The organism is Novosphingobium profundi (assembly GCF_018491765.1).
Taxonomy (GTDB): Bacteria; Pseudomonadota; Alphaproteobacteria; order Sphingomonadales; family Sphingomonadaceae; genus Novosphingobium; species Novosphingobium profundi.
The window spans coordinates 362,837-388,692 of record NZ_JABWCU010000003.1 but is presented as its reverse complement, the minus strand read 5'-3'; the positions used below and the strand labels follow the sequence as shown (position 1 = coordinate 388,692).

The following is a 25,856-nucleotide window of genomic DNA, read 5'->3' as shown; positions in this document are numbered from 1 at the left end:
GCCGCGTCTACAGTATATTGCATCTGCTCACTGGAGAGCCAGCCGAGGGGTAAGCGCCGCTTGCAAGGCCAGCGTTTTCGCGCATTTCCGCGCCGCGAACACCCGATCGGCAGTGTCCCACACTTCACGGCGAAAACAAGCCTCGAACGCGTCGGAGCAAAAAGTTCCCTCCATTTGTCACAATTCTGACGCCGCTCGCGGCGTCTGCGCGAATCGCGCACAGGCTTCGCAAGCCCTCGTCCGCTCCGGCACGCGGCGAATACGGAGCGTGGCAGGGGCCGTGCCATGCTCCTTCGCGCACTTCGTTGCAGGTGCGAACACGATGGCTCTTTCGGGCGGGCGAGCAATTCCACGCAGATGCCCTGATGGCGGGAGTAGGCTCCGGGAAACCGCGTAAGTTCCATCGCGGCGCCGGTTTGAAGGGTGACCACAGCGCGCCTCCTTGACCGAAGGCGGGCGAGGCACCGCGAGGAAAGGCGCTTCACCGGTGCTGCGATCAGGTTCTGTGCGGAGCCCCCTACTCACCACTTTCCAAGGTTTTTGCGTTGCCATCATCGCAACGAGCAACGGAAAAGGAGTGGGACATGGGCATCAGCGCTGTCGTATCCGGGACCGAGATCAGCAGCCTGCTGCGCGGCAGCGGCCTGGCGGCGCACAGGGTCGCCATCGTGGAAGACGAGATCCAGGACCTGGAGCAGCAGGTGACCACGATCGCCCGCCGCACGCTCGACAACGACGCCTTCCGCACCGCACTTGCCGCGCGCATCGACAGCGACGTCGCGGCCGGGACACTGAGTCAAAGCGACGGCACGCGGATCAAGCGGGCGCTCGGGCTAACGGACAAGCAGGACACGGCCGAGGCCGAAGACGCCGTGCCCGCGCAAGCCGGGATCGTGACCGCCGCGCGGCAGGGCGCGAACGGGACGCGCGCGGCGGGATCGGGGAATGCGTCGGCGGCTAAGGGCAAATCCGAGGTCTCACGCTCGGAGACGATCGCGAACGGCGTGAAGACCACACTCGTCCTCTTCGACGACGGCACCAGCGAGACGCAAGTCAGCTACACCACCGCGCCCGACACCCCGGTGATCCCCTTTGTCGCCAGCGCCTATGGCTTCGAGGACGCCTCGAGCTACCTGCTCACCATCGCACACGGCACCTTTCTCGACCTTCGGGCCTGAGACGTCACCCACCCCGATAGCGGAAAGGCCCGGCTCTCCTTCATGGAGAACCGGGCCTTTCGCTTCAAATCACCCCACCTTGCCCTGCGCTGGCAGAGCGGCAGGCACCGGACCGATCAGACGAGCGCGCCGTGGCAGTGCTTGTACTTGTTGCCCGAGCCGCAGGGGCACAGCGCGTTACGGCTGATGTTCATGCCGGCATAGGGATCCTCGCCGGTGCCGCCCGGGCTGGCGGTCGCCTGCGGGCTGCCCGCGAGGGAGCCGAACAGCGCGGGATCGAGCGCCGAACCGTCGCCGTCGTTCGAATTGTCGAGGCCGGTCAGCGGATCGATGTGCCCGGTCAGGAAATCGGGAAGCTCGGGCAGAGCGACCGGCTCGGGCATCCGCAACTCGCTGTTGGCAAGAATGCGCGTCACGTCCTCGCGGATCGCGCCGAGCATCGAATCGAACAGGCCGAAGGCTTCCTGCTTGTATTCGTTAATCGGGGTCTTCTGCGCATAAGCGCGCAGGAACACGACCTGGCGCAGCGCGTCGAGCGTGGCGAGGTGGTCCTTCCAGTGGTGATCGAGACGGTCGAGCAGGATCGACTTCTCGACCTGGCGCCAGATTGCCGGATCGTCCTGCTCCATCTTCGCGGCCATGTGCGCATCCGCGAGTGCGCTGAGGCGCTCCTCGACGCCTTCGGGGTCGATGCCGTCCTCCTCGATCCACGCCTCGACCGGCGCCTCGACGCCAAGGATATCGCGCGCACGGACCTTGAGCCCTTCGACGTTCCAGTGCTCGGGGTAGGTACCCATCGGGCAGGCCTCGGCCACCAGTGTGTTGACCGTGTCGAGGCGCATGTCGACGACCACGTCGTCGAGCAGCTCGGCGTCCATGATGTCCGAGCGCTGCTCGTAGATGACCTTGCGCTGGTCGTTCATCACGTCATCGTATTCGACGACCTGCTTGCGCACTTCGTAGTTGCGCGCCTCGACCTTCTTCTGCGCGGTCTCGATGGCCTTCGACAGCCACTTCGAACCGATCGCCTCGCCATCGGCAAGGTTGGAGTTCATCATCTTGGCGAACAGCGTGTCCGGCCCGAAGATGCGCAGGAGGTCGTCCTCGAGGCAGAGGTAGAACTTCGAAAGGCCGGGATCGCCCTGGCGGCCCGAGCGGCCACGCAGCTGGTTGTCGATACGGCGGCTCTCGTGGCGCTCGGTGCCGATGACGCACAGGCCGCCGGCGGCGAGAACCTTGTCCTTCTCGGCGCGGACCTCGTCCTTGATCGCGGCGATCGCGGCATCGCGTTCGGGCCCCTCGGGAGTTTCCGCGAGTTCGGCCTCGACGCGGAATTCGACGTTACCACCGAGCTGGATGTCGGTGCCGCGCCCGGCCATGTTGGTGGCGATCGTCACCGCGCCCAGGCGGCCCGCCTGCGCCACGATATGCGCTTCCATCTCGTGGAAGCGGGCGTTGAGGACCGAGTGCTTGACGCCTTCCTTGTTGAGGAAGTCCGAGAGCAATTCGGACTTCTCGATCGAGACCGTACCGACGAGGACCGGCTGGCCGATCTCGTGCTTCTCGCGGATCAGCTTGGCGATGGCGGCGAACTTGTCGAGCGTGTTCTTGTAGAACTCGTCCTCTTCGTCGATCCGCATGATCGGCTTGTTGGTGGGAATAGTCACCACGTTCATCTTGTAGATGTCGTAGAATTCCGCGGCCTCGGTCGCCGCCGTACCGGTCATGCCCGAAAGCTTGGGATACATGCGGAAATAGTTCTGGAAGGTGATCGAGGCGAGCGTCTGGTTCTCGGGCTCGATGTTGACGCCTTCCTTGGCCTCGACCGCCTGGTGCAACCCGTTCGACCAGCGCCGACCGTCCATCATGCGCCCGGTGAACTCGTCGATGATGACGACCTTGCCGTCCTTGACGATGTAGTCGGTGTCGCGCTTGAACATCTGGACAGCCTTGAGGGCCTGGTCGAGGTGGTGGACGACCTGCGTGTTCTCGACGTCGTAGAGGTTCGAGCCGACCAGCAGCCCGGCCTCTTCGAGGATGCGCTCGACCTTCTCGGCGCCGTCCTCGGTGAGCGAGATGTTCTTGGTCTTCTCGTCCTTCTCGTAGTCCTCCTCGGCGAGCTGCTTCACGACCGCGTCGACCGCGATGTAGAGCTCGGACTTGTCGTCGGTCGGACCCGAGATGATCAGCGGCGTGCGCGCCTCGTCGATCAGGATCGAGTCGACTTCGTCGACGATCGCGAAGTTGAAGGGGCGCTGCACCATCTGGCTGCGCTCGTGCTTCATGTTGTCGCGCAGGTAGTCGAAGCCGAACTCGTTGTTCGTGCCATAGGTGATGTCGGCCGCATAGGCCTCGCGGCGCTGGAACTCGTCAAGATTAGGGACGATCACGCCGATGGTGAGGCCCAGGAAATTGTGCAGGCGGCCCATTTCCTGCGCGTCGCGGCTGGCGAGGTAATCGTTCACCGTAATGACGTGAACGCCCTTCCCCTCGAGCGCGTTCAAGTAGGTCGCGGTCGTCGCCACCAGCGTCTTGCCCTCACCGGTGCGCATTTCGGCGATCTCGCCGCGATGGAGCACGATGCCGCCGATCATCTGCACGTCGAAGTGGCGCATGCCGAAGACGCGCTTGGAGGCTTCGCGCACGGTGGCGAAGGCTTCGGGCAGGAGGTCGTCGAGCGTCGAACCACTGGCAAGCATCTCGCGGAACTTGGCGGTCTGGCCGGAGAGCTCCTCGTCGCTCATCGCCTCGATGGCGGGCTCGAAGGCGTTGATCTGTTCGACGACCTTGCGGACGGACTTGACGTAGCGCTCGTTGGACGAGCCGAAGATGTTCTTGACGAGTGCGCCGAGCATGGCGGGAATCCCTGTTTTTCGTGAATACGAGAAAATGCATGATTGCGCGGCGCGTTGCACAAGCTGCGAAAAAGCGCGCGCGAATGGTCGCCTTCGGAAAGGCACCGAAAAGGTAGGCTGACGGCCGCGCCTATTCGCGGGCGCGGTCGATTCCGGTCAGGATCGCGGCGACAGCGGGCGCTTCGGGCACCGCATCGTGCAGCAGGGGTGCGACGATACGCGTGTTGCGCAAGCCCGGTTCGGGAAGGCGCGCCAGCGCGACGGGCGCGCGGGGTGCCTGCGCCGTGCCCGGCTCGACCATGAGGGCCACTTGCTGCGCGGCCGAAACCTGCGCTCCGCGCGCCTGTGCAGCGCTCGCCGGCACGGCAAGGCCCGTCAGAAGCGCGAGCAGGGTCAGGAGCAGGCGATTGGCCATGACGTGGGAGATAGTGAGCCTCACCGCAGGTGTCCACTGCCAAGCGCATTTCGTCCCAATTTCACGTCGCTTGCGCTCCGGCGCTTGACGCGCGGACGCCATGCGTTACCCGCTCAGGCCATGAGTCATCCCGTCAGCCCGCTCGCCCAGCCCTTCCCCGAAATGCCCGCGATCGCGGGCGTCACGCCGCACGTGGTGCGTGCGGGATACAAGGACTGGGGGCGATGCGACCTCACGTACGTGACCTTCGAGCCAGGGACGGCGGTCGCGGGTGTCTTCACCAGGAACCTTTGCTGCTCCTCCGAGGTCGAGATCGGGCGCGCCAACATCGCGCAGGGCTCGGCGCGCGCGCTCGTCGTGAACGCCGGCAATTCCAATGCCTTTACAGGCTATCGCGGGCGCGAGGCGGTCGAGCAGATCATGGACCAGGTCGCCGCGCACATCGGCTGCGCGAAAGAGGAAGTCTTCGTCTCCTCGACCGGCGTGATCGGCGTGCCCCTGCCCAAGGACAAGGCGCGCGAGGGGATCGCGAAGGCGCTCGTCGCCGAGGCCTGTTCGTGGGAGGATGCGGCCAACACGATCGCCACCACCGACACCTTCGCCAAGGGTGCAAGCGCGACGGCGATGATCGGCGAGACCCGAATTTCGATCAGCGCGATCATCAAGGGTTCGGGCATGATCGCGCCCGACATGGCGACGATGCTGGGTTACCTCTTCACCGACGCGGCGGTTTCCCCCGCGTTCCTGCAGGAATGCCTCTCGGCGGCCAACGTCCGCAGCTTCTCGTGCATCACGGTCGATTCGGATACCTCGACCAGCGACACCGTTCTCGCCTTCGCCACCGGCAAGGCGGGCAACGCGCCGCTGATCGATGCGAACAGCCCGGGCGCCGATGCCTTTGCCGCCGCAATTCAGGACGTGTGCCGCCAGCTCGCGCACCTCGTCGTGCGTGACGGGGAAGGCGCGAGCAAGTTCATCGCGGTCAGCGTCTCGGGCGCGGTCTCGGACGAGAGTGCGCGCAAGGTCGGCATGGCCATCGCGAACTCCCCGCTGGTCAAGACGGCCATCGCGGGCGAGGACGCCAACTGGGGCCGCGTGGTCATGGCCGTGGGCAAGGCGGGCGAACCCGCCGACCGCGACCGGCTCTCGATCGGCTTCGGCGGAACCTGGGCGGCCAAGCAGGGCCTCCCGCTCGCCGACTACGACGAGGCCCCCGTCGCCGCGCACCTCAAGGGCCAGGACGTGACCATCGAGGTCGACTTGGGCCTTGGCGATGGCGCCGCCACCGTGTGGACCTGCGACCTCACCCACGGCTACATCTCGATCAACGCCGACTACCGGAGCTGAGCGGCATGAGCGATCCGTTCTTCACCATCTGGGGGCGGCCCAATTCGCACAACGTGAAGAAGGTCACCTGGTTCGCCGCCGAACTCGGCCTCGACTTTCGCCGCGTGGACGTGGGCGGAAGCTTCGGGTTCTCCGAGGAGGACCTTGCCCGCAACCCCAATCGGCTCGTCCCCACGATCGGCGACGGCAAGGTGACCTTGTGGGAATCGAATACGATCGTGCGCTACATGGCCGCCGAATATGGCGGACCGCGCTGGTACTTCACCGATCCCATCGACCGCGCGCTCGCCGAACGGTGGATGGACTGGCAGGCGGGCTACGGTGCGGCGCAGAAGGACATGTACCTCGGCCTTGTGCGCATGGCCGCCGATCAGCGCGACGAGGCCGCCATCGCCGCCTCGCGCGAGGCCTGCGCGCGCCAGCTCGGCGTTCTCGAGGCGCACCTCGCCCAGTTTGCCTGGCTTTCGGGCCACCAGATCGGCGTAGGCGACATCGCGATGGGCCCTTTCCTCCACTCCTGGTTCACGCTGAACCCGGACGGCGCCGCGCTGCCGCAGGTCCAGGACCTCTACCAGCGACTCCTCGCACGTCCGGCCTACGCCGAGCACGTTGCCACCGCCCTGTCCTGACAGTTCGCAAGAGACTTTTTCCATGATCACCCCCGCCCTCACCGCCGCGGTCGAAACCATCATGCGCGAAGCTTCGGAACGCGCCATCAAGCCGCGCTACCGCAAGCTCGAGTTGGACCAGATCATGGACAAGGGCGTGGGCGACGTCGTCACCATCGCCGACCAGGAGAGCGAGGCGATCCTGACCGCGCGCCTGCTCCAGCTCCTGCCCGAAGCCGCCGTCGTGGGCGAGGAAGCGGTCGCCGCCGATCCCAGCGTGATGGAGCAGCTCAAGGACAAGCTGTGCTGGATCGTCGATCCGCTCGACGGCACGATGAATTTTTCGCAGGGCAAAGCCCCGTTCGGCGTACTGGTGGCGCTTGCCGACAAGGGCGAGACCATCGGCGGATGGATCCTCGACACGCTGACCGGGCGCTTCTGCCATGCCGGGCTCGGCTCGGGTGCCTGGATCGGCGACTACCGCGTGACCGCGCGCACCAGTGGCGAGACACCCCCGGTTGCGGCGATCTCGACGATCTTCATGGAACCCGGCACGCGCGAGCGCTTCATGGGCCTTGCCGCCCCGCACTACCGCCTCGTCGACATCCCGCGCTGCGCGGCCGAGCAGTATCCGCGCCTGGTGCTGGGTACCAACGACGTCTCGATGTTCAACCGCACGCTGCCCTGGGACCATGCCGCGGGCGTTCTGTTCCTCAACGAAGCGGGTGGCAAGGCCGCGCGTCCCGACGGCAGCGCCTACCGCGTCGACGAATACGAGCGACGCGACCTCGTCGGGGCCTCCTCGCCCGAGCTGTGGGACGCCTTCGCGAAACTGGCGCTCCAGATGGACTGAACCCCTCCCGCACCGAGGTGCGAAAGGGGTTCAGGAAACCAGCATAACCGGTTGAAAACGAGGATCAGATCTCGCTTTCGATCCAGCCCTTGAGCGCGCTCTTGGGAGCCGCACCCAGCTTCTGGGCCACCGCTTCGCCGTTCTTGAAGAGAACCATGAGCGGGATCGACTTCACGCCGATCTGGCCGGGAATATCGGTGTTGGCCATGATGTCCATCTTGGCGATCTTCACCTTGCCATCGAGTTCGTCCGAGATTTCCTCGAGAGCCGGGCCGATCATCTTACACGGACCGCACCAGTCGGCCCAGAAATCGACGAGCACGGGCGTCTCGGACTTGAGAACGTCGTCTTCCCAGCTGGAATCGGTAACGGCAATGGTGGGCATTGGGCAAACTCCTGAGAACTTCGTTTGACGATCAATCTAGGGATGAAACGCCGCGAGGCAACGGCTCTTCCCGAAAGGATTACTGCGCTGCGGTCAAGTCCGGCTTGTGCGCGTCGAGCACATCGTCCGGAACCCGAATCATGAGCGGCAGCGCGGTGTAGAGAATGGCGACCTCGACCTTGCGGCCCGGAAAGGTCTGTTCTAGCGCGGCGGCATAGGCGCCCATCTGGCGCAAGACCCCGCGCGGCACGGTGCCCAGCGACGTCGGCGGACGGCGCGAGGTCTTGTAGTCGACCAGCCGAACCCGGTCGGGCTCGACGACAAGGCGGTCGATCGTGCCCGCCACCACCTGCTCGCCCACGACCGCCGCCACCGGCACTTCGGCCAGGCTCTGCGCACCGAACAGGTCCGCCCATTCGGGATTGGAGACGACCCCCAGCACATCGGACAGGAGCTCGCCGCGGGTTGTCGCGTCGAGATCGCGCGCGTTGCGCGTCAGCCAGCGCTCGCCCGCCTCCCTGCGCTCGTCCGCGGCCAGCGCGGGCAGGCGTTCGAGCAGGGCATGGAGCACGGTGCCACGCCGCGCCGCCGTTCGTCCCGAACCCGGAGGAAACGGCGGATCGGGTGCATCGTCCTCACCCAGCGAAGACGGCGCGAGCGGGCGCGGCGGACGCGGCTCGGCGGGCGGCGCGCGCTGGGTCCAGAGTGGCAGCGGCTCGCGCAGGGGCAATTCGGCGGGACCTGCGCGCAGCGGGACCGAAGGCGCGAGAGCCCCCTCCTCGCAGCGCGCGCCCCAGATCGGATCGGCAAGCTCGGCCTCGGCCGGGAACAGGCCACGCAATTGCGCGTACCAGCTCTTGGGCGCGGGCTGGCCTTTGTCTTTCGGACCCAGGGCCCCGCCGACGAACAGAGCTTCCTCGGCGCGGGTCATCGCCACGTAGAGCAGGCGCCAGTGCTCTTCCTCGTCGGCTTGCTTGGCAGCCGCAATCTCCTGCGCGATCGGACCGACCTTGGCGGCCTTCGAGATCGGCGGAAGCGGCACGCGGCGGCGCGCATCGCGCGGATCGGGCAGCGCCACACCACCCTCGCGCGCGGTCTCGGGGTTGCCCGTCGCGTCGGCCAGGATCACGATCGGCGCCTGCAACCCCTTCGAGCCATGCACGGTCATCACGCGCACGCGTCCGCCGGCGTTGTCGGCCTCGCGCTTCAACTCGCCATCGCCCGCCTCGAACCAGGCCAGGAACCCGACGAGGCTGGGCGTATCGGTGACGGCATAAGCGCGCGCGGCATTGACCAGTTCGTCGATCGGGTCGCCCGCCTCGCTGCCGAGCCGCGCGACGAGCCGCCGCCGCGCCTGCCAGGGGCCCACCAGAATCCACTGCAACAGCGCGTGTGGCGGCTGATAATCGGCGCGCGCAAGCAGGTCCCCCAGGTGGATCAGCATCGCCCCCACCTCGACCTTGGTGGAAGCACGCAAGTGATCCCAGAGCCGCACGTGCTTGTCGCGGTACCCGTGTTCGAGAAGCTGCTCCTGCGACCAGCCGACCAGCGGCGAGACGAGCAGGCTGGCGAGGTTCAGGTCGTCGAGCGGCTGCGCGGCGAAGCGCAGCGCGGCCACGAGGTCCTTCACCGCCAGCGGCGCGCCCAGGCGCAGGCGGTCGACGCCCGCCACCGCGACCCCCGCCGCGTGCAACCGCGCGACGATGAGCCCCGCCAGTTCCTTGCGCTGGCGCACCAGCACCATGATGTCGCCCGCCGTGGCGCGGCGGCGCTTGCCCTTGTCGAGCGTGAAGCCGGGCCCGTGCGGGTCGAGCCAGTCGCGCACCTGCTGCGCGATGGCATCGGCCATGCGGCGCTGCGGGCCCGAAAGCCAGGTTTCCTCGCCGTCCTCGCCTTCGCCCGCATCCTCGCTCGGGCCATCGTCATCGGCCGCCTGGGCGCCCACCGGACGCCACAGCGCCACGTAACCGGGGCGCAGTTCGCCTTCGTGGCGTTCGGCCGCGCGGTCGAGACCGAAGCGCTGGGGACCGATCTCGGCGATCGCGCGGTCGACGAAGTCGAGCACCGGCTGCGCGGTGCGGAAGCTGCGGTCGAGCCCCAGTTCGCGCAACTCGCGCGGGGCATGGGGCGCACGCAGGCGCGCCGCGTTGTTCGCCGCCGCGCGCATCAGGCGCCGCACCCGGTCGGCCGCCTTGCGGAAGTTCTCCGGGCTGGTGCCCTGGAAGCGGAAGATCGCCTGCTTGTAGTCGCCCACCACGAAAAGCGTGCGCATGCGCTCCTCGTGCTGGCCGATCCCGGCCCAGAACTCCTCGGCCATCGCAAAGATGATCGCCCATTGCTGCTCGTTGGTGTCCTGGGCCTCGTCAACGAGAATGTGGTCGAAGCGCCGGTCGAGCTTGTAGCGGATCCAGTCGGCCTGCGCCTTGTCCTGCAGCAGCGAGGCGGCGCGGCGGATCTGGTCGTCGAAATCGATCAGCCCCTCGCGCGCCTTGGCTTCGTCCCAGGCGATTGCGAAGGCGCGCCCCAGCCGCAACGAAGGCACCAGATGGTCGACGAGGTCGAGCATCGCGCGCAGCGAGCGCACCGCCTCGATCGAGGTGACCACGCGGGCGGCGTAATCGGCGTAGGAGGGATCGATCTTCTCCTGCGAGGTGCTCGACTTGGGTTCGCCCTTCTGGGTCAGAAAGGCCTTGGCCAGCCCCTCGATCGCCCCGACGCGCTGCGCGGGCGTTCCAAGCAGCCATTCGCTGATCGCATCGACCGCCTCGAGCCCCTTCTTGGTGCCCCACTCATGGTTCACTTCCATGCAGCGGCGCACCGAGGCGACGTCGAAGCGCTGGTCCGAACACAGATCGGCGAGCATGTCCGCATCGGCATGCGGCGGCAGGTCGAGCAGGCGCAGGACATGGGCGCGCATGTCGCCCGCTTGCCAGCTTCCGGCTCCGAACCACACCTCGCGCGCGCTCGCGCAGCGCAGGAGGAAGCCGATCACCGCGTCGGGTCCATGGCGCAGCGAAAGCGCGGCGATGGCATCGAGCAGTTGCGGGTCACCGAGCGGGTCCTCCTCGGCGGCGACGAGCAGGTCGGCGAGCACCTGCTTGGCCAGCAAGGTACGTTCGCGGTCCTCCATCGGACGGCTGCCGGGGATGAGGTCCGCCTCGAGCGGGAAGGTCGCCAGGAGCCACTGCGAGAAGGCGTGGATGGTGTCGATCCGCAGGCCCCCGCCGGGGCAATCGAGCACGGCCGCGAACAGCGTGCGCGCGCGCGCCATCGTCGCCTCGTCGGTGGCCGCACCGATCGCCTCGAGGCGCGGAAACAGCTCGACATCCTCCATCCGCACCCATTCGGCGAGCGTGCCGTTGATGCGCGCGGCCATCTCGGTCGCGCCCGCCTTGGTGAAGGTCAGGCACAGGATCTGCGAGGGCGAGATGCTCGGCTCGAGCAGCAGGCGCAGCACGCGCGAGGAGAGCACCTGAGTCTTGCCCGTCCCCGCCGAGGCCGAAAGCCAGACGGTGTCGAGCGGGTTGACCGCAGGCATCTGGTTGCCGTGAAGGGGATAGACCCTGGCCGGACCGCTCATGCGCCCTCTCCTTCCTCGGCCTGCCGCCGCTCGCTACGGCCCATGGTGGTGATCCATTCGTCGAGGCGCATGAGCTGGTCGTAATCCGAGTAGAGATCGAGATCGGGATTGAGGCGTGCGGTGAACGGTTCGGTGCCCAGAATCCAGCGATTGAGCGCATCGTCGAGGTATTCGCGCGTACGATCGAGGAACTCTTCGCGGGGAATGCCCGACTTCTTGCGCCCCTCGAGCACCGGCTCGTTCCTATAGCCGATCATGCCTTCCTTGGTCTTGGCCATCGACCAGTACTCGAAGCCGGTCACCTCACCCGAAACGCCCTCGAAGCCGCCCGCCTCGACGATGAGCCCGGTGACGCCGAGCTGAAGCGCAAAGCCTTCCTGAACGCGCGTGCCCGAAGGCGGCTGGCCGGTCTTGTAGTCAACCACCGCGATGGTTCCGTCAGGCTTGCGATCGAGCCGGTCGGTCCGGCCCAGAATACGCACTTCGCGGTAATCCATGTGGCCCCACTGCTCGACCCCGAGCACGCGGCGCCCCTCGGCCTTGCCGGTAAGCACGAGCCCCTCGAAGGTCTCGAGCGCGGCGGCAAGGCGCGGCCACCACAAGGCGCGCATCAAAGGGTGCGCGCTTTCCTGGTCGAGAACCTGCCGGGCGATCGCGTGAAGGCCCTTTTCGGGTTCGCCCGCCTCGTGCCACTTCTGCATGATGAGGTGCGCGACCTCGCCACGCCAGGCCGCGCTCGGCTCCGCATCCAGGCTGTCGAGCCTGCGCAGTTTCAGGATCGCGCTGGCGTAGAACTGGTAGGGATCGCCGCGCAGGCGGTCGAGCCCGGTCACCGAGACGTCGACCTTGCGCTGCTCGGCGCTCGGCATCGGCTGAGGACGAGGGTGCGCGGGAACCGGGGTCGCGTCGTCGATCAGGCGCGCGAGGCGGGGCACCGCGCGCTCGCCATGGCGCAGCGCCTGGTCGCCCAGCATCGCCTTGACGCGCAGGACGAAGCGCGAGGGGATCACCGGGCCGCCTTCGTCGCGCTGCGCCCAGCTCAGCACCACTTCGGGCGCGCCAAGCGCGGCGGCAAGGTCGTGCGCGGCAAGCCCGATGCGGAAATCGGCGCCCGGAACGCCCAGCGCACGCAGCACGGCGGGCGGCAGCAACGCGTCCTGCGCGGGACTGGCGGGCCAGACACCCTCGACGAGCCCGCCGCAGATAACGAGATCGGCACGGCTCATGCGCGCTTCGAGAAGGCCGTAAATGGCAACGCGCGGGTGCCCGCCCCAGGGCGGGCGCACCGAAGTGCGATCCATCGCGTCGCGCAAGATCGCGTGAATGTCGCGCGCATCGACAAGCGTGCCCGCGCTGTCGGCCCCGGAGCGCAGGTCCTCGATAAAGCCGCTCAGCGCGCGGCCGTCAGGACCTGTCCAGAGCGCCTCGCCGCACAGCTTCTCCGCCGCTTCGGTCAGGAGGCCCAGCGCATTACCGAGCGGCTCGCCGGCGTGGAGCGCAAAGAGCGGAGCGAGGCAGGCCTCGACCTCGTCCCACCAGCGCTCGAGCCGGTTTTCCTTCGCCAGCGCGGCCAATGGGGCAAAACCCGCCGCCGGGCGCGGCCCGCGCAGCGCGAGATCGAAACGGCGCGCCGCCTCGAGCCAGCGCACGCGCCGATCTCCGTTCCCGGCCAATGGATGGGTGAGCAGCGCGATAAGCGGCACCGGTGCGCCCTGCTCGGCCAGCACTTGCGCGAGCAGCAAGAACAGGCGCCCCGCCGAGGTCTGCGGCAGCGGCTCACCAGCGGTGTCGTCGGCCGCGATGCCCCAGCGCGCGAGGTGTGAAACCACACGCGCGGCAAGCCCGCGATCGGGCGTGATCAGCGCGACGCGTCGCTCGGGCACTTCGAGCGCCTCGCGCACGAGCAGCGCGATCGCCTGCGCCTCCTCGCCGGGGTGGGTGCTTTCCATCAGCCGCACGTCGGAAAGGCGGCGCTTGTCGGCGGGCAGCTTGACCCAGGCCGCCGAGGCGCGCGGCGGCAGGAAAAGGTTGGAAATGGCCGTCCCGCGCACGGGATCGCTCGCCGCCATGCCGGAGCGGTGCCAGGGCCGCACCTCCTCGCGCGCGATCCCCATGCGGTTGAGCAGCAGCTTGAGATGGTATTGCGGATGCGTGACCGCATCGTGGGGCCCGAACGGCAGATCGCCCGCCTCCTTGGGGACTCCGGCATGGCCCAGCTCGTCCCACACCTCCGCGCTCAGCGTCAGGTCAAGGTCGGGCAGGATCACCGCGCCGTCCTCCAGTTCGCTCACCACGCGCAGCAGTTTCGCGAGCGCGGGCGAGGCGCTGGTGACGCCCGCCGCGACGACGGGAAACGCGGGCGGCGCGTCCTTCCAGCGCCGTGCCGCGTGCTCGAACAGGCGGTTGCGGCGCTCGGGCGCGTCGATCTCACCGCGGCCGGCCAGCTCGGCAATCCAGTATTGCTGGACTTTCAGGAAAGTGCGGGTGTTGTCCTCCCAATGGCGCGAGAGGTCGCCGACGATCGCGATCACCTCGTCGGAGAGCAGATCGATCGGCGCGATGCCCTCGACCAGCAGGCGGTCCATCGTGCGGCCAAGCTCGAAGGCACGGCGCAGCAGCGCCGGCCCCTTGCCCGCCGCATCGCCTTCGACGTGGCGCAAGTAGTGCGCAAGGCGCAGCCAGCGCCGGGTCGGGTCGCAAGCCGGTGGAATATCGGCTGCCCCCAGCGGGTCGAGCAAGGGCCCGAGCGCCTCGTCGAGATCGAGATCACCCACCACGACCATGCGCGGCAGCAGCAGACCGGTCGCCCCGTCACCGCCGTCCCCGCTTCCGGCGTGGCGCACGAAGGCCTCGGTCACCGTGCGCACCGTGCGGCGGCTGGGCAGCAGAAGGGTCAATCGGGCAAGACCGAGGTCTCCTTGCGCATAGCGCGGCACAAGCCCTGCGACGAGCGCATCGGCAAACCCCCGGTGCGCGGCGATCGAGTAGACGGTAGGCGAATGGACGGTCGGAACGCTAACGGTCTTCGTGGGATCAGGCGCCAAGGAGATACTCTTCGGTCGGCTTGATCGCGCTCGGCTCGCCCACTTCGAACCACTCGCCCATATGCGAAATGCCGAAGAGACGGCCCTCCTCGATGGCCCGGCTCCACAGGAGGTTGGTCGAGAATGGCCCCTCGGGCGCCTCGCGCAAGAGGCGCTTCGAAACGAGCTGGATGCCGGTGTAGATGAAGGGCGCGACACGCCCCGGCTTGCGCCGCGCCACATGGCCCTCGGCATCGAGGTGGAAGTCGCCGTCGCCACGATAGTTGCGCGCGCGGGCGTGCGGCACCATCAGCAGGAGCGCGTCCATGCGCTCGGGATCCCAGCCGTTGGACAACTCGGCAAAGACATCGCTCGGACCGTCGAGCCAGATGTTGTCGCTGTTCAATGCAAAGAAGGGATCGGGCAGCATCCCGGCCGCCTGGACCATGCCCCCGCCGGTCTCCAGAAGCTGTGCCCGCTCATCGGAAATGCGCGTCTGCGGGCCTTTCTTGCGCACCTTGAGATGCCCCTCGAGCGCATCGGCCATGTAGTGCACGTTGACCACGGCCTGCGTGATCCCCGCCGCCTCGAGCTTGTCGAGCGCGTGGTCGATCAGCGGCTTGTGCGCCACGCGCACTAGCGGCTTGGGTTGCGTCGCAGTCAACGGCCGCATGCGTTTGCCCAGACCCGCCGAGAGGATCATCGCGGTGTCGCTGGCAAGGGGTGCCCTGTTCATGCTTCGAAACGCCCTCCCCTGGCGCTGCGCAGTTCGGCGGGAATGTTGGCCTCGAACCAGCGCGCAACGGGGGCCAGTGCCGGGTGCGCGAGGTCGCGCTCGAGGTGGGCCCAGACGCGCGGGATCATCGCAAGGTACCGGTCCTTGCCGTCGCGCTTCCAGAGGCGCACGAAGATGCCCACGATCTTGGCGTTGCGCTGCGCGCCAAGGCGCGCGTAGTCGGCGAGCAGCACTTCGGGATCGCAGCCCGTCGCCCGCACGTAATGCGTGATCATCGCCTGCTCCACCTCGGGTGAGACGTCGCGGCGCGCATCCTGCAAAAGCGAAACCAGGTCGTAGGCGCGGTGGCCGGCCAGCGCGTCCTGGAAGTCGAGCAGGCCCTGGCTCTCGAGCGCGCCGAGCAGCATGATGTTTTCGGCGTGGTAGTCGCGCAGCACGGTTACGGCAGGGCGCTGGCGCGGCAGCAGGTCGGCCAGCACCTGCTCCCACGCCTGGGTGAAGCCGGCAACGTCGACGTAGAGCTTTTGCGCCGGGCAGTACCACTCGATGAACAGCTTCACCTCGCGCAGGTACTCGCTCAAGGTGTAGTCGTTGAACGGGCCCGACGGCAAGCGATGGAGCTGCACCAGCGCGTCGACCGCGCCGGTGTAGATCGCCATTTCGTCGTCCGGCCACTGATCGAGGTAATCGCGCACGCGGGCATCGCCGAAGTCTTCGAGCAGGACCCAGCCCTGCGCCGCGTCCTCGGCCAGGATGTGCGGTGCGCGAAGGCCGTTCTCGTCAAGCCAGCGCCCGGCGCGCAGGAACGGCACCGGATCCTCGGTCGGCGGCGGCGCGTGCATCAGCATCGCGCAAGTATCCTCGCCCTTGCGCAGCCGGAAATAGCGCCGGAACGAAGCGTCGCCGGGAAGCGGCTCCACTTTCGCGTCGGCCCAGCCGGCCTTGGCGACAAACGAATCGAGCCCCTCGGGCAGTGTCATGGCAGCCTGTGTCATTGCGGCATCCGCCCTAGCCAATCCGCCCCCCCGCGGGCAATGGCGATACGCCCCTGTTCCGCAATTTCGAGCGTGAGCGCGAGGCATCCCGGCTCATGCGCGAACCCGCCGGCGTGCCCCGGCCATTCGGCGATGAGGACGGCCCCCTCGCGGTAGTCGTCAAGGCCGATCTCGTCGGCCTCGTCGGGATGTTCGAGCCGGTAGAAATCGGCGTGGACCAGTGGCAGGCGCACACCCTGCCCCTTTGCGCCCGGCTCGTAGACCTCGATGATCGAAAAGCTGGGCGAGGGAACCTCCCCCGCGTGGCCGAGCGCGGCGATGATCGCCCGCGCCAGCGTGGTCTTGCCCGCGCCCAACCCGCCTTCGAGCGCAATGACATCGCCGGGCTGCAAACGCTCGGCAATGGCGCGCCCCAGGGCGTCCATCGCGGCGAGGTCGGGCAGCGCAATTGTCATGCTCGTCATGGCAACTCCACCAGCGCATTGGTGCCCTGTCCGGGTTCGGATTCGAGCGTGAGCGATCCGCCGTGCGCGGCGATCAGCTGGCGCGCGAGCGGCAAGCCGAGCCCCTGACGGCGCTCGATGCTCTGGCCGTCGGCGCTCATCTTGATGCCTTCGAGCGCACGGGCGAGCGTGCGGTTGTCCATTCCCTTGCCCCGATCCTGGACCTGGATGCGCACGACCTCGCCCTCGGCCGTCTTCTTGCGCGTCGCCTGGAGCAGGATGCGCGCGCCCCGCGGCGAGGCCTCGATCGCGTTGTCGAGAAGCGCGCCGAGCGCGCGGGTCAGGCGCTTGCGATCGGCCTCGATCGGGCGCAGCAGCCCATCGGCGCGCAAGTCGAGCGTCAGGTCCATGGCCTGGAGCTTGGCCATGCGTTCCTCGGCAATCGTGCGCAGCAGCGGCATGAGGTCGAGGCGCTCCTTCTTGAGCGGAAGCATGCCCGCCTCGCTCTGCGACAGGTCGAGCAGGCTCTCGATATGCTCGCCAAGCTGGGCGACCGAGGAGAGGATCGCGGCAAGGTATTCGCGGCCGCTTTCGTTGAGCTCACCGCCAATCCCCGCATCGAGCATTTCGGCGAAGCCGCCGATCGTGGTGAGCGGGGTGCGCAGCTCGTAGCTCATGCTCGCCAGGAAGCGGGTCTTGATCGCGTCGGCCTCGATCAGCGCGGCGTTGCTTTCGCGAAGGGCATCCTCGGCCTTCTGCGAATCGGTGATGTCGAGGACGGCGAGAAGGCCGTTGCCGTCGGGCAGCGGTACGCCCGCGAATTCGAGTATGCGCCCGTCGGCCAGCGCGATGCGCCCCCCCTTCTGCGCGCGGTCGAGCGTCGCCGCGCGTACGACCATGCCCACTTCCGAAGCCTCCACCGAGCGCTTGAGACGCGGCGCGATCTTCTTGAGCAGTGTCTCGACATGCGGGTGGGTGTCGAGAAAATCACTCTCGAGCCCCCAGTCGTTGGCGAAACGCCGATTCCAGATCTGCATCCGTCCATCGGGCGCGAAGACCGCAATCGATTCGAATAGACTGTCGACAATCGCGGTGCGCGTGCGCAACAAGGTGTCGCGCATGGCCGACAGCCGCAGCTGCTCGGTGCGGTCCTCGACGATGACGAGCAGCCCGCCATCGGGCAGCGGCTGCGCGACGATGCGCATGTGCGTGCCGTCGGGCAGCGTCCAGGCTTCCTCGCGCGTCGCGTCGGAGAGGAACCAGGAGGTCTTCTCGCGCCGCCAGGCGGGAAAGTCGCGCACTTCGGGCAGGCGCCCGGCCTCGCGCGCGGCGTCGAGCAGGCGCTCGAAGGCGGGCGGATCGTGCTCCATGCTGCCGACTTGCGCGAACATGTGCTGAAACGACTTGTTCGCGAAAACCAGCCGGCGCTGGCGGTCGAACTGGGCCACACCCGCCGAAAGCTGGTCGAGCATGGCACGCTGCGCCTCGCGAAAGGCGCGGAACGAACGCGAGAGCTCTTCCATGTCCTCGATGTCGACCGCGTAGCCCGCCACCCCTTCCCCGCCGAGCGGCAGGTCCGAGACGCGCAGGGCGCGGCGCTGGCCGTCGATCGTGGTCGAGACCACGCGCTCGACGGGCACCCCGCGCGCCGCCGCCTGGAGCGCGACGTCGGCCGGGGTGAAACCCTCCACCGTCTCGATCAGTTCGATGCCCGAGGCCACCACCTGCTCGGCGCTGGGCGCGCCCACGGCATCGACATAGGCGCGGTTGACCAGTTGCAGTTCGCCGTCGGGCCGGCGGAACCACATCGGCATCGGCGCGGCCTCGATCAGCGAGACCAGCGCGCTGAAATCGCCACGCGCGCGCGCGGTTTCCTCGCGCAGGCGGCTGAGTTCGCTTTCGCTGTCGGAAAAATCGAAGACCCACACCAGCGCCGCACCGCCCGGCGAGACCTGGGGATCGGCAAGGTGCCCGCGCAAGGCCAGGCTGCGCGAGGAATTGCGCGGCGTCACCGCCATGCGGAAGGGCGAAGCGGTCTTCTGCGTACGGCGCACGGCTTCGGCCAGTTCGGCCAGCTTGTCCTCGGGCAATCCACGCTCACCCGTGTCGAGTTCGGTCAGATACTGGGGCACGCCGTCGAGCCCGAGCCACTGCGCGAGGCGCAGGCTGGCCTCGATCCGCCCGTCCGAGCGCACCAGCAGGGGAAGCGCCGGGCTCTCCTCGATCATCCGGGCCAGGCGCCGGGCCGAACGCAACTGCGCCTCCGCCCGCTTCTGGCGCTTTCGTGCCACGAGAATGATCCAGGCCGCCGCCAGCGTCCAGGCCGCCAGCAGGATGCCGACTACGAGAGGGAGAAAACGATCGGGCTCCATTGCCCTTGGCTATGGTGCGCGGCGTGCGCAAAGACAATGCCCCGCCGCACCGAACGCGCCAAAACCGTGCCGAAAAACGGGAATGACGACGAAAATGAAAAGGGAGGGCTGCGCGTGCGCGCGGCCCTCCCCTGCCATCCGTTGATCACGGGTTCGCAGCCGCGAGCGGCCGCGCCCGATCAGTAGCGGTAGTGGTCCGGCTTGAACGGGCCTGCCACCGGCACGCCGATGTAGTCGGCCTGGCGCTTGGAGAGCTCGGTCAGCTTCACGCCCAGCTTCGAAAGGTGAAGCGCGGCGACCTTCTCGTCGAGGACCTTGGGAAGGACGTAGACGTCGTTCTTGTAGTTCTCCGACTTGGTGAACAGTTCGATCTGCGCCAGCGTCTGGTTGGTGAAGCTGGCCGACATCACGAAGCTGGGGTGGCCGGTGGCGCAGCCCAGGTTCACGAGGCGGCCCTTGGCGAGGATCAGCAACTGCTTGCCATCGGGAAGCGTGACGAGATCGGTGCCCGGCTTGATTTCCTTCCACTCGTAGTTGTCGAGCGCGGAAATCTGGATCTCGCTGTCGAAGTGGCCGATGTTGCAGACAATTGCCTTGTCCTTCATCGCCTTCATGTGCTCGCCGGTGATGACGCCTTCGTTGCCGGTCGCGGTCACGAAGATGTCGCAGCGCGTGACAGCCTCTTCCATGGTAACGACCTCGAAGCCTTCCATCGCGGCCTGCAGCGCGCAGATGGGGTCGATCTCGGTGACCATGACGCGCGCGCCGCCGTTGCGCAGCGACTGCGCCGAGCCCTTGCCGACGTCGCCGAAGCCGGCAACGCAGGCAACCTTGCCCGAAAGCATGACGTCGGTGGCGCGGCGGATCGCGTCGACCAGCGATTCACGGCAACCGTAGAGGTTGTCGAACTTCGATTTGGTGACCGAATCGTTCACGTTGATCGCCGGGAACGGCAGCTTGCCGTCCTTGGCGATGTGGTAGAGACGGTGCACGCCGGTGGTGGTCTCTTCCGAGACGCCCTTGATCGCGGCGACCGACTTGGTCAGGTAGCCCGGCTTTTCCTTGAGGAACTTCTTGAGCGAGCGGACGAACTCGATCTCTTCGGCGTTCGAGGGCTCGAACAGGTCCTCGCCCGCTTCCACGCGCGCGCCCCACAGCGCGAACATGGTGGCATCGCCGCCGTCGTCGAGGATCATGTTGGCGGTGAGGTCCTCATCGCCGTCGACACTCCACTCGAAGATCTTGCCCACGTAATCCCAGTAGTCGGCCAGGCTCTCGCCCTTGATGGCGTAGACGGGGATGCCCTGCGCGGCGATCGCCGCGGCGGCGTGGTCCTGCGTCGAGAAGATGTTGCAGGTGGCCCAGCGCACGTCCGCGCCCAGCGCGACCAGCGTCTCGATGAGGACGGCGGTCTGGATGGTCATGTGCAGCGAGCCGGTGATGCGCGCGCCCTTGAGCGGCTGCGCAGCGCCGAATTCCTCGCGCAGGGCCATCAGGCCCGGCATTTCGGTCTCGGCGATCGCGATTTCCGCACGGCCGTAGTCGGCAAGCGAAATGTCGGCAATGGCGTAGTCTTTGCTGTCAAGCACTGTGGCCACGAGGAAGCTCCTGGTGAAAGATCGGGTTGGAATGGACGACGCAGGCACGCACCTGCGAATGATGCTGACCTACCGAAGCGACGCGCAAAACGCAAATCGAATATAAAGAAATCTTTATATCCTTCGTTTCACTCCCGCCTTTCATCAGAAAAGCGTGCGACGCCCCGCTCGGCCAACCAAGTCCTCTATAAGAATTGCATTCGTTTTCACATCCTAGAGGAAATCCCGATGCGGCTTGGGCTTGCTCTCACTTCCTTCTGTTCAATCGTTTGCATTTCGCCGGCCCAGGCCACCGAGGGCGGTGGCGGTGCCTACCCGAACGGCATCGAGACGCTGGCCTCGGCCACGATCCCGCCCCCCGGCACCTACCTGATCGGCTACACGAACTTCTACGACGCCGACCGGCTGAACGACGGCGCCGGGGATTCGCTTGTCCCCGACTTCGACATCGACGCCGCATCGCAGTCGCTGCGTTTCGTCCACGTCACCAGGACCAAGATCCTCGGCGCGACCTGGGCGATGCACGCGATCGCCACCGGCGCCACGCTCGACGTGCACGCCGCCGGCGCGCACCAGTCCAAGACCGGACTTGCCGATCTCGTGGTCGACCCGCTCATCCTGAGCTGGACCAAGGGTCCCTACCAGCTCACCACCGGACTTGACGTGATCGTGCCGATCGGCACCTACCGCGCGGGCGATCTCGCCAACATCGGACGCAACTACTGGACTTTCGAGCCGATCGTGGCGGTCTCGCGCTTCGATCCGGCCGGAGGTCTCGAGGCTTCCGCGAAGATGATGGTGGACTTCAACACCAGGAACACCGCCACCGACCACAAGAGCGGCACCGAATTCCACGCCGACCTCGCGCTCGGCTACAATTTCAACCCGATCGCCATTGCGGCCACCGGCTACGTCTACAAGCAGCTCGGCGACGACACGCAAAATGGCGCCAAGGTCGGCACCGACGGTTATCGGGGCAGCGCTTTCGCGGTGGGTCCGATGGTCCGCTACCAACTCGGCCAAGTCCCCGTCTTCGCCCAGTGGCAGCACGAATTCCACACCGAAAACCGCCCCCAGGGCGACAAGTTCTGGCTGCGCGCCAACGTCCGTTTCTGACCCGGCGCACCTTGGAGTCTCGACCATGATACCCTTCAAACGTCATTCCGAAATGTCGCTTGCCGAAGCCGCCGGCGCCGAACTGATGCAGAAGACCTTCGATGCGGTGCATCTGATCGTCGACGGCGTGATCGTCGAGTGCAATCCGGCCTATTCCGACATGATGGGCTACACCCGCGAACAGATCGTCGGCCTCAAGCCCGACGTGCTCTCGCCCCCGACGCAGCCCTGCGGGACCAGTTCGGCCGAGAAGGCCAACGAGGTGATCGGGCAAACCCTTCAGAACGGGCGCCACCGCTTCGAATGGACCCACCTCCACCGCGACGGACAGGAAGTCCCGGTGCTGGCGACGCTCGCCGTCGTCGAGGTCAAGGGGCAGACCGGCATCTTGTGCCAGCTCCACGACCTGAGCGACCAGATCGCGATGACCAACGCCCTCAACGAGGGCCTCTCCGCGCTTGCCGCAGGTGACCTCACCAAGACGATCACCTCGCCGTTCCTGCCCGAATACGAACCCTTGCGCGAAGCCTTCAACCGCTCTCTCCAGTCGCTGTCCGAACTCGTGGGCGGCGTCATCGAGAGCACCTCCGCGATCCGCACCGGCGCGATCGAGATTGCCGAGGCTTCGGAAGACCTCGCCCGTCGCACCGAGAGCAACGCGGCAAGCCTGGAAGAAACAACCGCGGCGACGAGCGAGCTCGACGGGCGCGTCAAGGGCGTCGCGCGCAACGCCGCGCAAACCGTCGCGCGCGCCGACGAGACGATCAAGGTCGTCGACACCGGCCGCTCCATCACCGACGAGGCCGTCAACGCGATGGCGCGCGTCGCCGACAGCGCCAAGGGTATCGACACGGTCATCGAGGGGCTCGACAAGATCGCCTTCCAGACCCGCGTCCTCGCCATGAACGCGGCGGTCGAGGCAGGCCGCGCGGGCGAAGCGGGCCGAGGCTTCGCGGTCGTCGCCGATCTCGTTTCGGCGCTGGCCATGCGCTCGGAAGAGGAAGCCAAGCGCGCGCGTGACCAGCTCACCACCACCCAGGACGAGGTCGGCTCGGCGGTCAACGCGGTCCAACGGGTCGACAGCGCGCTCTCGAACATCACCGAGAACGTGGGCCACGTCCACAAGCTGCTCGAATCGATGGCCAGCGACAACCAGGCCCAGGCCAACGCCATCGACGAGGTTGCCATCGCCATCAACGCCATGAACGCGGCCACGCAGCAGAACGCCGCGATGGTCGAGGAAACCTCGGCCGCCTCGCGCAACCTCAGCACAGAGGTCAACAACCTCTCGCACCTCACCCAGCGTTTCGTCACGCGGCGCTAGGGGGCCGTCCCTCCCCTCTCGTGCAGCGTCTGGCCGGAGACCCCGATCCGCGTTCGGGACCTCCGGCCATTTGCCGTTCCAAGGGCCATTGCAGGGTCACGTCCAGGCCCTATATCGGGGAGCCAGAGTGACGCACTGTCGCGAAACAAGGATGCACGCATGACCATTGCCGTTGGTGACAAATTCCCGGACGTGAAGCTGATGAAGGCGGGCGAAGCCGGCCCCGAGCCGATCCAGACGGGCGACTACTTCGCCGGCAAGAAAGTCGCCTTCTTCTCGGTTCCCGGCGCCTTCACCCCGACCTGCTCGGCCAAGCACCTGCCCGGCTTCGTCGACAAGGCCGAAGACCTCAAGGCCAAGGGCATCGACGAGATCGCCTGCACCGCGGTCAACGACGCCTTCGTGATGGGCGCCTGGGGCAAGGCCTCGGGTTCGAGCGAGGTGACCATGCTCGCCGACGGCAACGCCGACCTCGTCAAGGCGATGGACCTTACCATGGACGGCTCGGGCTTCGGCATGGGAACGCGCGGCCAGCGTTTCTCGATGATCGTCAACGACGGCGTCGTCGAGCAGATCAATGTCGAGGCGCCCGGTACCTTCGAGGTCAGCTCGGCCGAATACATGCTCGGCAAGCTCTAAGCCCCGACCCACACATGAAAAAGGGCGGCGCTGCCGATGCAGCGCTGCCCTTTTTCATGTTCTGGATCCTGTTTCGCGGTCTCAATAACCCATCAGGCTGAGCACTTCCTTGCGGCTGCGCTGATCCTCGAGGAACGTGCCCATCATGCGGCTGGTGATCATGCCCACCCCCGGGGTGCGCACGCCGCGTCCCGTCATGCAACCGTGCTGCGCCTCGATCACGACGGCCACTCCATGCGGCTTGAGATGGTCCCAGATGCATTGGGCGACTTCGGCGGTGAGGCGCTCCTGGATCTGCAGGCGGCGCGCGTAGCCGTGCAGCACGCGCGCGAGCTTGGAAATCCCGACCACGTGATCGCGCGGCAGGTACGCGATCGCGGCCTTGCCCTGGATCGGCGCCATATGGTGTTCGCAGTGCGACTGGAACGGAATGTCCTTGAGCAGGACAACCTCGTCGTAGCCGCCCACTTCCTCGAACACGCGGCTAAGGTGAATCGAGGGATCTTCCTCGTAGCCCTGGCAATATTCCAGCCAGGCCCGTGCCACGCGCTTGGGCGTGTCGATCAGGCCCTCGCGAGTCGGATCGTCGCCCGCCCAGGAGATGAGCGTGCGGATCGCCTCCTGCACGTGTTCGGGCACATCGGGCTTACCCAGCGGATTGTCTTCGCCCGGCTCGTCCAGACAGCTCATTTCCGCCTTCTCCTTTTCCACTTTTCCTTCAGGCGAAGTCGCATCAGGGCTCCCTTGCGCCGAAACAGACCGCGACGCTCGATCGGCTCGAACATCTCGTCAGGCCGCTCGGGATCGAGGACCTCGCTCTCGCCTAGCGCCTTCTCAGCATCGGACAGATCTTTCAAGGGCAACAAGCGCAAATGCTTGCGGTTTGCCATCTCGCCGCCGTTTACCCGCTCGATCAGCGTGTGCATCGAGCCCGTCTCGGCCAGGATCGCGGCCACCTCGCCTTCTTCAATGCCGCAATGCTCGGCGAGCAGACGGCAACGCAAGGCGCGAATCGTCTCGCCGAGCTCGGGCCGCCCGGCATTGGCCGGACGCGCGAGATCGAGGAACACGTCGCACTCGCTGTCGAGCCCCATCGAGCGGTTGTTCATGTTGGCCGAACCGATGCGCAGGATTTCATCGTCGACGATCATCAGCTTGGCGTGGACGTAGATCGGCGAGGCCTCGCTCGTCACCGGGTAGTAGATCGCGAAGCGTTCGGGATGCTCGGTCGCCTGGACCACCTCGAGCAGGCGTACACGCGCGGTGTCCATCGCCACCTGTTCCAGCCAGCCGTCGGCGGTCAGCGGATTGATGATCACGATCTCGGGCGGGTCATCCTCCATCAGCCGTTCGCAGACCGCCTCGGCCACGACGCGCGAGGCAAAGTATTGCGTTTCGGCGTAGATGAAGCGCTTGGCCCGGCGGATCTGCTCGACGAAGAGCGCCTCGATCTCGCTCACCTGCGGGCAGTCGCGGTAGGCCGCACGCGTGCGCGCGATGCCAAGCTCGACATTCTCGAATTCAGCCTCGAGCCGGTTGGGCCAGGGTGTTTCACTCTGCGGAGCGCAAGGCGCGAAGCCGCTACCCCCCGCCACCTTCCAGCGCTCGCGCCCCAGTTCGCCCAGCGCGGCGGCGACCTCGCCCTCCATCATCATCGTGATATCGTGCCAGGGCCCATAGAGCCGCCCCGTCGGCCGCTTGCGGCGCGGGTCGTGCGGGAGATGCTCGGGCGTGTCCCAGCGATCGGTGGTCATGTCGATGCCGCCGCAGACCGCGAAGACGTCGTCGATGACCACGATCTTCTGGTGGTGGCTGCACCCCAGCGGATGGGCCGCGTCGAACTTGAAGTCGATCCGCTTGCGGGCCGCCCAGCGCAGGAGATCGACCATCATCGTGCCGCGCAGGAACGACTTGAAGAGCGAGAAATTCCACTTCAGCAGCCGTATCTCGAGCCGGGGATTGTGTTCGATCAGCCAGATAATGAAAGAACCCAGCCGCGCGGGGAAGCGCTTCTTGCGTCCCATCTGCCACCAGCGGCGCCCGTCGGAGAGCAAGATGCGGGAATCAAAGTCCCATCCGATCAGGAAGATGCGCTGGCGCGCCTCCTCCATCGCTTCGCGCACCAGGCGGAAGTAGTCAGCCGCGTCGACGACGACATGCGCCCTCGTCGCCATGGCAAAGCGCCAGGCCGTTGCCGACACGCCCTCGTCGCATTGCGCCAGCCCATCCTCCTCGTTCAAGGCCGTCCCATCCCTGTCCTCATTGTCCATGTCCGATCCTGCTGCCCACGATACACCGCCATGGTGGTAAACCCCTCAGCTTCCTGTTGTTCCAGCCTTTCGGCTGGAGCGAATGGAGCCAATTGCCATTTGTGCGGCGCATTATGAAA

19 protein-coding genes are annotated in these 25,856 nt (G+C 66.9%); 7 read left to right on the top strand and 12 right to left on the bottom strand.

Annotated elements, in window-relative coordinates; all coding sequences use genetic code 11:
• Positions 1-584: 584 nt before the first annotated feature.
• On the top strand, positions 585-1,178 hold the full coding sequence (locus tag HT136_RS04245; protein WP_214198166.1) for a hypothetical protein: 594 nt from the start codon (positions 585-587) through the stop codon (positions 1,176-1,178).
• A gap of 116 nt (positions 1,179-1,294) precedes the next feature.
• On the opposite strand, the gene secA is transcribed toward HT136_RS04245, so the two are convergent.
• Both secA and HT136_RS04235 read right to left on the bottom strand, forming a co-directional pair.
• Complete coding sequence (gene secA, locus HT136_RS04240; RefSeq protein WP_214198164.1) at positions 1,295-4,033, bottom strand: preprotein translocase subunit SecA; 2,739 nt, start codon at positions 4,031-4,033, stop codon at positions 1,295-1,297.
• Positions 4,034-4,163: 130 nt separating this feature from the next.
• Positions 4,164-4,472: a hypothetical protein gene (locus HT136_RS04235; protein ID WP_343222102.1), complete on the bottom strand. Its 309-nt coding sequence runs from the start codon at positions 4,470-4,472 to the stop codon at positions 4,164-4,166.
• Positions 4,473-4,568: 96 nt separating this feature from the next.
• Between HT136_RS04235 and argJ the strand changes: the two genes are divergently transcribed.
• The 3 genes from argJ to HT136_RS04220 are packed head-to-tail and all read left to right on the top strand — an operon-like array spanning position 4,569 to position 7,256.
• On the top strand, positions 4,569-5,795 hold the full coding sequence (gene argJ / locus HT136_RS04230) for a bifunctional glutamate N-acetyltransferase/amino-acid acetyltransferase ArgJ (protein WP_214198162.1): 1,227 nt from the start codon (positions 4,569-4,571) through the stop codon (positions 5,793-5,795).
• Positions 5,796-5,800: 5 nt separating this feature from the next.
• A complete protein-coding gene (locus HT136_RS04225) occupies positions 5,801-6,424 on the top strand; it encodes a glutathione S-transferase family protein (protein ID WP_214198160.1) in 624 nt (207 codons plus the stop codon).
• 22 nt (positions 6,425-6,446) lie between these two features.
• On the top strand, positions 6,447-7,256 hold the full coding sequence (locus HT136_RS04220) for an inositol monophosphatase family protein (protein WP_214198158.1): 810 nt from the start codon (positions 6,447-6,449) through the stop codon (positions 7,254-7,256).
• A 64-nt stretch (positions 7,257-7,320) separates the two neighbouring features.
• Here HT136_RS04220 and trxA read toward each other — a convergent pair whose 3' ends face one another.
• The 8 genes from trxA to ahcY all read right to left on the bottom strand — a co-directional run bounded on the left by trxA (position 7,321) and on the right by ahcY (position 20,388).
• A complete protein-coding gene (trxA, locus tag HT136_RS04215) occupies positions 7,321-7,641 on the bottom strand; it encodes a thioredoxin (RefSeq protein ID WP_214198157.1) in 321 nt (106 codons plus the stop codon).
• A gap of 79 nt (positions 7,642-7,720) precedes the next feature.
• Positions 7,721-11,221, bottom strand: a complete 3,501-nt coding sequence (gene addA, locus HT136_RS04210) for a double-strand break repair helicase AddA (RefSeq protein ID WP_214198155.1) — start codon at positions 11,219-11,221, stop codon at positions 7,721-7,723.
• Complete coding sequence (locus HT136_RS04205) at positions 11,218-14,265, bottom strand: PD-(D/E)XK nuclease family protein (protein ID WP_214198153.1); 3,048 nt, start codon at positions 14,263-14,265, stop codon at positions 11,218-11,220. The genes addA and HT136_RS04205 overlap by 4 nt, the downstream gene beginning before the upstream one ends.
• The gene (locus HT136_RS04200) at positions 14,255-14,980 is read right to left on the bottom strand and encodes a nucleotidyltransferase family protein (protein ID WP_214198150.1); all 726 of its coding nucleotides are present in this window, start codon (positions 14,978-14,980) and stop codon (positions 14,255-14,257) included. The genes HT136_RS04205 and HT136_RS04200 overlap by 11 nt, the downstream gene beginning before the upstream one ends.
• Positions 14,977-15,975 carry an aminoglycoside phosphotransferase family protein gene (locus HT136_RS04195; RefSeq protein WP_246543326.1) on the bottom strand — a complete coding sequence of 333 codons (999 nt, stop codon included), beginning with the start codon at positions 15,973-15,975 and terminating at the stop codon, positions 14,977-14,979. Before HT136_RS04195 ends, HT136_RS04200 begins: the two co-directional genes overlap by 4 nt.
• A complete protein-coding gene (gene tsaE / locus HT136_RS04190) occupies positions 15,972-16,430 on the bottom strand; it encodes a tRNA (adenosine(37)-N6)-threonylcarbamoyltransferase complex ATPase subunit type 1 TsaE (protein WP_214198402.1) in 459 nt (152 codons plus the stop codon). The genes HT136_RS04195 and tsaE overlap by 4 nt, the downstream gene beginning before the upstream one ends.
• 5 nt (positions 16,431-16,435) lie before the next feature.
• Positions 16,436-18,790, bottom strand: a complete 2,355-nt coding sequence (locus tag HT136_RS04185; protein ID WP_214198148.1) for a sensor histidine kinase — start codon at positions 18,788-18,790, stop codon at positions 16,436-16,438.
• A 179-nt stretch (positions 18,791-18,969) separates the two neighbouring features.
• Positions 18,970-20,388: an adenosylhomocysteinase gene (gene ahcY, locus HT136_RS04180; RefSeq protein WP_214198146.1), complete on the bottom strand. Its 1,419-nt coding sequence runs from the start codon at positions 20,386-20,388 to the stop codon at positions 18,970-18,972.
• Positions 20,389-20,616: 228 nt separating this feature from the next.
• Here ahcY and HT136_RS04175 point away from each other — a divergent pair, with 228 nt between their 5' ends.
• The 3 genes from HT136_RS04175 (at position 20,617) to HT136_RS04165 (ending at position 23,467) form a co-directional block, all read left to right on the top strand.
• Positions 20,617-21,504, top strand: coding sequence for a SphA family protein (locus HT136_RS04175; RefSeq protein ID WP_214198144.1), 888 nt, complete (start codon positions 20,617-20,619; stop codon positions 21,502-21,504).
• Between the two features lie 25 nt (positions 21,505-21,529).
• A complete protein-coding gene (locus HT136_RS04170) occupies positions 21,530-22,828 on the top strand; it encodes a methyl-accepting chemotaxis protein (protein ID WP_214198142.1) in 1,299 nt (432 codons plus the stop codon).
• A 159-nt stretch (positions 22,829-22,987) separates the two neighbouring features.
• Positions 22,988-23,467, top strand: coding sequence for a peroxiredoxin (locus HT136_RS04165; RefSeq protein ID WP_214198140.1), 480 nt, complete (start codon positions 22,988-22,990; stop codon positions 23,465-23,467).
• Between the two features lie 81 nt (positions 23,468-23,548).
• On the opposite strand, the gene folE is transcribed toward HT136_RS04165, so the two are convergent.
• Positions 23,549-24,157 (bottom strand): GTP cyclohydrolase I FolE, encoded by a 609-nt coding sequence (folE, locus tag HT136_RS04160; protein WP_214198138.1) that lies wholly within the window; start codon positions 24,155-24,157, stop codon positions 23,549-23,551.
• Positions 24,154-25,737, bottom strand: coding sequence for a phospholipase D-like domain-containing protein (locus HT136_RS04155; protein ID WP_214198136.1), 1,584 nt, complete (start codon positions 25,735-25,737; stop codon positions 24,154-24,156). The genes folE and HT136_RS04155 overlap by 4 nt, the downstream gene beginning before the upstream one ends.
• Between the last annotated feature and the right edge of the window lie 119 nt (positions 25,738-25,856).

What these genes read in the sequence shown, in the direction of transcription:
- HT136_RS04245 (WP_214198166.1), top strand. Translation starts at nt 585, where the DNA reads ATGGGCATCAGCGCTGTCGTATCCGGGACCGAGATCAGCAGCCTGCTG.
- secA (WP_214198164.1), bottom strand. Translation starts at nt 4,033, where the DNA reads ATGCTCGGCGCACTCGTCAAGAACATCTTCGGCTCGTCCAACGAGCGC.
- argJ (WP_214198162.1), top strand. Translation starts at nt 4,569, where the DNA reads ATGAGTCATCCCGTCAGCCCGCTCGCCCAGCCCTTCCCCGAAATGCCC.
- HT136_RS04225 (WP_214198160.1), top strand. Translation starts at nt 5,801, where the DNA reads ATGAGCGATCCGTTCTTCACCATCTGGGGGCGGCCCAATTCGCACAAC.
- HT136_RS04220 (WP_214198158.1), top strand. Translation starts at nt 6,447, where the DNA reads ATGATCACCCCCGCCCTCACCGCCGCGGTCGAAACCATCATGCGCGAA.
- trxA (WP_214198157.1), bottom strand. Translation starts at nt 7,641, where the DNA reads ATGCCCACCATTGCCGTTACCGATTCCAGCTGGGAAGACGACGTTCTC.
- addA (WP_214198155.1), bottom strand. Translation starts at nt 11,221, where the DNA reads ATGAGCGGTCCGGCCAGGGTCTATCCCCTTCACGGCAACCAGATGCCT.
- HT136_RS04200 (WP_214198150.1), bottom strand. Translation starts at nt 14,980, where the DNA reads ATGAACAGGGCACCCCTTGCCAGCGACACCGCGATGATCCTCTCGGCG.
- HT136_RS04195 (WP_246543326.1), bottom strand. Translation starts at nt 15,975, where the DNA reads ATGACACAGGCTGCCATGACACTGCCCGAGGGGCTCGATTCGTTTGTC.
- tsaE (WP_214198402.1), bottom strand. Translation starts at nt 16,430, where the DNA reads ATGACAATTGCGCTGCCCGACCTCGCCGCGATGGACGCCCTGGGGCGC.
- HT136_RS04185 (WP_214198148.1), bottom strand. Translation starts at nt 18,790, where the DNA reads ATGGAGCCCGATCGTTTTCTCCCTCTCGTAGTCGGCATCCTGCTGGCG.
- HT136_RS04175 (WP_214198144.1), top strand. Translation starts at nt 20,617, where the DNA reads ATGCGGCTTGGGCTTGCTCTCACTTCCTTCTGTTCAATCGTTTGCATT.
- HT136_RS04170 (WP_214198142.1), top strand. Translation starts at nt 21,530, where the DNA reads ATGATACCCTTCAAACGTCATTCCGAAATGTCGCTTGCCGAAGCCGCC.
- HT136_RS04165 (WP_214198140.1), top strand. Translation starts at nt 22,988, where the DNA reads ATGACCATTGCCGTTGGTGACAAATTCCCGGACGTGAAGCTGATGAAG.
- folE (WP_214198138.1), bottom strand. Translation starts at nt 24,157, where the DNA reads ATGAGCTGTCTGGACGAGCCGGGCGAAGACAATCCGCTGGGTAAGCCC.
- HT136_RS04155 (WP_214198136.1), bottom strand. Translation starts at nt 25,737, where the DNA reads ATGGACAATGAGGACAGGGATGGGACGGCCTTGAACGAGGAGGATGGG.